At 70.4% G+C, this 4,304-nt stretch carries 6 protein-coding genes; all 6 read left to right on the top strand.

The window, feature by feature from the left end:
• Nucleotides 1–336, top strand: a 336-nt coding sequence (locus tag KDM41_17450; GenBank protein MCB1185209.1) for a hypothetical protein, incomplete at its 5' end; no start/stop codon positions are given.
• Nucleotides 333–1,106, top strand: a complete 774-nt coding sequence (gene bshB1 / locus KDM41_17445) for a bacillithiol biosynthesis deacetylase BshB1 (GenBank protein MCB1185208.1) — start codon at nucleotides 333–335, stop codon at nucleotides 1,104–1,106. The genes KDM41_17450 and bshB1, both read left to right, overlap by 4 nt.
• 11 nt (nucleotides 1,107–1,117) lie before the next feature.
• Nucleotides 1,118–2,269, top strand: coding sequence for an N-acetyl-alpha-D-glucosaminyl L-malate synthase BshA (gene bshA / locus KDM41_17440; protein MCB1185207.1), 1,152 nt, complete (start codon nucleotides 1,118–1,120; stop codon nucleotides 2,267–2,269).
• Nucleotides 2,270–2,377: 108 nt separating this feature from the next.
• On the top strand, nucleotides 2,378–2,755 hold the full coding sequence (locus KDM41_17435; protein ID MCB1185206.1) for a hypothetical protein: 378 nt from the start codon (nucleotides 2,378–2,380) through the stop codon (nucleotides 2,753–2,755).
• Between the two features lie 275 nt (nucleotides 2,756–3,030).
• Complete coding sequence (locus KDM41_17430) at nucleotides 3,031–3,774, top strand: MotA/TolQ/ExbB proton channel family protein (protein MCB1185205.1); 744 nt, start codon at nucleotides 3,031–3,033, stop codon at nucleotides 3,772–3,774.
• Nucleotides 3,774–4,226 (top strand): biopolymer transporter ExbD, encoded by a 453-nt coding sequence (locus KDM41_17425; protein MCB1185204.1) that lies wholly within the window; start codon nucleotides 3,774–3,776, stop codon nucleotides 4,224–4,226. The genes KDM41_17430 and KDM41_17425 overlap by 1 nt, the downstream gene beginning before the upstream one ends.
• Nucleotides 4,227–4,304: the final 78 nt, after the last annotated feature.

Below are 4,304 nucleotides of genomic sequence, written 5' to 3'. Positions count from 1 at the left end.
GCCCGGGTGCTGCGCGACGACATCGGCATCGACGCCGACCGGTCGGCCCATCTCGCCGCCGGCCGCGCCCGCCGCTTCGAACGTGGCCTGGCGGCCCTCTTCCGCGACGAGATCGAAAGGGGGCGGCGGCGCCCGACGCCCGGCGTGCCGGCCTGGGTGCGTCCGGATGGGCACCGGCAGGAACGGAAGCTGGCGCTCCTGGCGGCCGTGGCCCACTTCGGTCCCGACCTCGTGCCGGAACTGGTCCGGGCCGCCCACGGGCATCTGGAGCGCGGCGCCGCCGGCAACTGGTGCGAATGGACCCTGCAGCAGAGCGAAAGGGAAGACCCCGCATGATCAACACCGAAGCCGTTGGCTGCGACCTGCTGGTCGTCTCGCCCCACACCGACGATGCGGAGATCGGTCTCGGCGGCACCCTGCATCGGCTCGCCTCGCGCGGCCGCCGCGTCTGGGTCGCCGACCTCACGCGCGGCGAGCTCGCCACCAACGCCACGCCGGACGAGCGCTGGGCCGAGGCCGCGGTCGCCTCGGAGATCCTCGGCCTCGCGGGCCGTGTGCAGCTCGAACTGCCGGACGGCTTCATCGCTCCCGACGACCGCGACCAGACCGGTCGCTTGGTGGCCCTGCTGCGGCGCCTGCGGCCGCGCTGGGTCGTGACCGCGCCCGACCCGGTGCGGCACCCCGACCACGTGGCCACGCCGCTGCTCGTGCGGCGGGCGGTGTTCATGGCGCGCCTGCAGGGCTGGCAGCCCGAACTGGGCGCCCATCACCTGTGGGCGGGCGGCGCCGCGCTGCCGGCGCCCGCGGCGCGCTGGGAGGTCGAGGCCCGCTTCGCCGTCTGCCCGGACGACAGCGCCCCGACGCTGCTCTTCGACATCAGCGAGCACTGGGAAGCCAAGACCCGCGCCCTGGCGGCCTACGCCAGCCAGTTCGGCCGCGACGCCGGGCAGACCCCCACGACCATCAACGATCCGGCCTTCCTCGCGCGCATCGAACGCCGTGCCCGCACCTGGGGCCGCCGCGCCGGCGTGCCCCTGGCCGAGGCGTTGTGCGGCGGGGGCGCCACGGTGCTCGACGACCTGCCCGACGCGAGGTGGGGCGCGTGAACGACATGAAGATGCCGACCGTGGGGATCACCTGCTACCCGAGCCAGGGCGGCAGCGGCGTGGTGGCCACCGAGCTGGGGCTGCATCTGTCGCGCCGCGGCTGCGAGGTGCATTTCATTTCGAGCGAACTGCCGTTCCGCCTGCGCAAGTTCCACGAGAACGTCATCTACCATCCGGTGGAGATGCCGCACTACCCGGTCTTCCAGCACTCGCCCTACACCCTCAGCCTGGCCACGACCATGAGCGAGGTGGCGACCCGCTGCGGGCTCGACATCCTGCACGTGCACTACGCCATACCCCACGCGGCGAGCGCCTTCCTGGCGCGGGAGATGGTGGGGGCCGACCGGATCAAGGTGGTCACGACGCTGCACGGCACCGACATCACCCTCGTGGGACAGGAGCCGTCGTTCTTCCCGATCACGCGCTTCCTCATCGAACGCAGCGACGCGGTGACGGCCGTCTCGACCTTCCTCAAGGAGGAGACCATCCGGGTCTTCGGCACGGGCGAGACCATCGAGGTGATTCCCAATTTCGTCGACGCGCGGGTCTTCATGCCGCTCGAGGTCGACGGACTGCGGCGCCGCTTCGCCCCTGCGGGCGAAAGGCTCCTCATGCACGCCTCGAACTTCCGCGCCGTGAAGAACCCCCTCGCGGTGATCGAGGTCTTCGCGGCGGTGCGCCGGGAGATCCCGGCGCGGCTGCTCCTGGTGGGCGACGGGCCGGAAATGCCCTCGGTGCGGTCACGCGTGCAGGAACTCGGCCTGGCCGAGGCGGTCGACATGGTGGGGCAGGTGGACAACCTCGAGGAGATCCTGCCCGTGGCCGACCTCCTTCTGCTGCCTTCGCTGCACGAGAGCTTCGGCCTGGTGGCGCTGGAGGCCATGGCCTGCGGCGTGGTGCCGCTGGTCACGAGTCGGGGCGGGGCCGGCGAGTTCATCCAGGACGGGATCAACGGCTTCCTGCGGGACCCGGACGACATCCCGGGCATGGTCGCGGCCGCCCTGACGGTGCTGCGGGATCGGGACCTCCAGGTCCAGATGGTCGACGAGGGCCGCCGCGACGCCTCCGCGGAGTTCGGCGCCCCCTGCGTCGTGCGGCAGTATCTGGAACTGTACGACCGGCTTCTGGGCACGGGGCCCCGGCCCGCCGGGCTGGACGGTTGACAGGCGGCCGGTTCCCCGTACAATGGAGGCGTTCCGGAGAGGTCGCCTGAGCCCCCTGCTCGCCGGACACCACCGTTTTCTGCGCCGCATGCGGCGGGAGCAATCGCCATGAGCACCCACAGCGAACTGGTCGAAACCGTCCGGAGTCTGGCCGCCCGCCGGGGCGTCTACCGCCCGGAGGCGTATTTCTTCGTGCTCGAGAGCCTGGAGAACGCCATGGAGGCCATGGAGGAGCGCGCCCACGTGAGTGGCGGCGTGCTGCTCGATTTCATCCGCGACCTCGGTCGCGACCGCTACGGGATCATGGCCGGCGACGTGTTCAACGCCTGGGGCGTGAAGGGCACCATCGACTTCGGCCGCATCGTCTTCCACCTGGTCGACGCCGGCCTGCTGCGCAAGCGGGAGCAGGACTCGCTGGGCGACTTCATCGACAAGTTCGATTTCCAGGAGGCCTTCGCCCTGAAGGTCATGGAGGAGCGGGGCTGAAACACGCCCGGCCCTTTCTGCGTCCCACCGGGAGGCGGAACTTTCGCCCCCGGTTTCGGTAGGATGACCCGGCTGCATCCCCGCGGGGAGCGGCCCCCGTGCGGCGGCGCGGCGACCCGAACGCAACCGGAGCGACGCGCGGCATGCGTGCGACGCTCCCGAATCGATCCGGCCCCGACCGGGGCCTGGTGGTGGGCAAGGATGCCCGCCCGGATCCGGCCCTGACGGAGCACGGCCGCATCCCACCTGTCACAACGAATCTCCGAGGAGAATCCATGACTTCGGTCGCGATCGCGTCTGGCGGAGGCTTCCTGGCCATGCTGGGTCCCGGCGAGCTGGTGAGCCTGGTGGTCGAATCCACCTTCTTCGGCAAGTTCATCCTGCTGGTGCTGCTCGTGCTCTCGGTGATGAGCTGGGCCGTGTTCATCGACAAGGCGCGCACTCTCGGCCGCATCCGCGCCGGTCATGCGGCGTTCTGGGAGAAGTGCGAGAGCTGGCTCGACGGCCGCGCGCGGCGGGCCGACCTCGAGAACTGGTGCCGCGACAATCCCGACCTGCCCCTGGCCAACGTGGTCGTCGAGACCAGTGGCATGAGCCAGGTGCCGGCCATCCGCCGGGCCAGCGAGCGCGTCAGCTACCTGGAGACGGAGAGCCTCGAGCGCTACCTGATCCTGCTGTCGACCACGGTCACCATCTCGCCCTTCCTCGGACTGCTGGGCACGGTGTGGGGCATCATGAGCAGCTTCTGGGGCATGGCCTCCATGCAGAGCGCCAACCTGACGGTGGTCGCGCCGGGCATCGCCGAGGCGCTGATCACCACCATCGCCGGCCTGGCCGCGGCCATCCCCGCGGTGATCTTCTACAACATGATCGTGCGCAAGATCGACCTGGTGGGGAACGAGATGGACCGCCTGCGCACCGTGCTGGAAGAGGAGGCGGGGGGCGGCTCCGGCGCGGCCCACGCCGCCGGACGCGACCATGTGCGCCGGCCCGAGCCGCACGATCGGGAGAGCATCTGATGGCCCGCAAGCGCAGCAGCTACGGCGCCATGGCCAACATCAACATCACCTCGCTGGTGGACGTCACCCTCTGCCTGCTGATCATCTTCATGCTCACGGCGCCCTACATCCAGGGCGGCGTCGAGGTGAACCTGCCCGAGGCCCAGACCCGGCAGGTGATCGTCAAGGAGGGGCCGGTGATCTCCGTCACCAGCAACCGGAAGGTCTTCTTCCAGGAGCAGGCCGTCGAGATCGACGGGCTGGCCGCGATGCTGGCGCCCTACGCCGAGGAGAAGGATTCGATCCCGGTCTACCTCCGCTGCGACGAGGAGGTGCCCTACGGCTTCGTGCTGAAGGTGATGGCCGCCGTCGAGGTCGAGGGATTCGTGAACCTGAGCCTGGTGGCCGACCAGGAGGCCCAGGGACTCTCGGCGCCCCGCGGCGTGACCGGTCCGGGGAACGGGGACGAATGATGCTCAGCCGCGGCCTGCCCTGGTCCGTGCTGGTTCACACCGTGGCCCTGGTGCTGGTGGCCTTTTTCGGCAACCGGG

It is taken from the genome of bacterium, from assembly GCA_020440705.1.
Classification (GTDB): Bacteria; Krumholzibacteriota; Krumholzibacteriia; order LZORAL124-64-63; family LZORAL124-64-63; genus JAGRNP01.
This window is presented reverse-complemented; position numbering and strand designations above follow the sequence as displayed.